1 protein-coding gene and 1 pseudogene are annotated in these 985 nt (G+C 68.9%); both read left to right on the top strand.

All coding sequences use genetic code 11. From position 1 onward, the window contains the following. Positions 1–100 (top strand): annotated as a pseudogene (locus DBR20_RS23490) (GTPase Era); the annotation flags it as partial. A gap of 18 nt (positions 101–118) precedes the next feature. Continuing rightward, positions 119–838 (top strand): DNA repair protein RecO, encoded by a 720-nt coding sequence (gene recO, locus DBR20_RS19450; protein ID WP_108267792.1) that lies wholly within the window; start codon positions 119–121, stop codon positions 836–838. Positions 839–985: the final 147 nt, after the last annotated feature.

Below are 985 nucleotides of genomic sequence, written 5' to 3'. Positions count from 1 at the left end.
GCGTCTGTTCGGTGCCAAGGTGTTCCTGGAAACCTGGGTGCGCGTGCGTGAGGGCTGGTCCGATGACGAGGCCGCGCTGACGGCCTTCGGCTACGAATAAGCCGCGACGGTCGCTTCGATGCTGATCGAGGACGACACCGGCTTCGTGCTGCATGCGCGGGCCTATCGCGAGACCAGTCTGCTGGTCGAGGTATTGAGCGCCGAGCACGGCCGGATCGGCCTGCTCGCGCGTGGCGTTTCCACCGCCAAGGGCCAGGTGCTGCGAGCGGCCCTGCAGCCTCTGCAGTGGATCCGCTTCAGCGCGCTGCAGCGTGGCGAACTGGCCCAGCTGCGCGGTGCTGAAGCGCTGGATGTGGCGCCGCGCCTGCTCGGCCAGGCCATGCTGGCCGGGTTCTATCTCAGTGAACTGACCCTGCGCCTGGCACCGCGCCAGGATCCGCTGCCGGAGCTGTACCTGGCCTACGGCGAAGCGCGTGCGCGCCTGGCCGTGGGTGCCGGACTGGCCTGGACCCTGCGCCGGTTCGAACGTGAGCTGCTGGCGGCGCTGGGCGTGGGTTTCGATCTGGAGACCGACAGCGATGGCCAGCCGATCGACCCGGCGGCGCGCTATGAACTGGACCCGCAGGAAGGACCGCAGCGCCTGCTCAGTGAGCGTGGCGGCGAGCGTCGCGAGGCGGCTACGGGTTCAGCACTGTTGGCCCTGGCAGCCGACGACGAGCCGGACGCCGCCGATCTGGCCAGCCTGCGCCTGCCGATGCGGCGGGTGCTGGCTCATCACCTTGGCGCACGCGGCCTGAAATCGTGGGAGATGCTGGAGCAGCTCGCGCCCAGGCGCTGAGAGTGATGTGCCCGGCAGGGCTGCGCCCTGCACCTGCCGAATCAACAGCAACAGCAACAGCAACAGCAACGGCAACGGCAACGGCAACGGCCGAAGCAACGGCAACAGCAACAGCTGCATTCCGTGGGATGGCGGGGTGGGTCCGGT

It is taken from the genome of Stenotrophomonas sp. HMWF023 (assembly GCF_003060985.1).
Classification (GTDB): Bacteria; Pseudomonadota; Gammaproteobacteria; order Xanthomonadales; family Xanthomonadaceae; genus Stenotrophomonas; species Stenotrophomonas lactitubi.
Note: the sequence above shows the minus strand (reverse complement) of the source record. Positions and strands in the feature narration are given on the sequence as shown.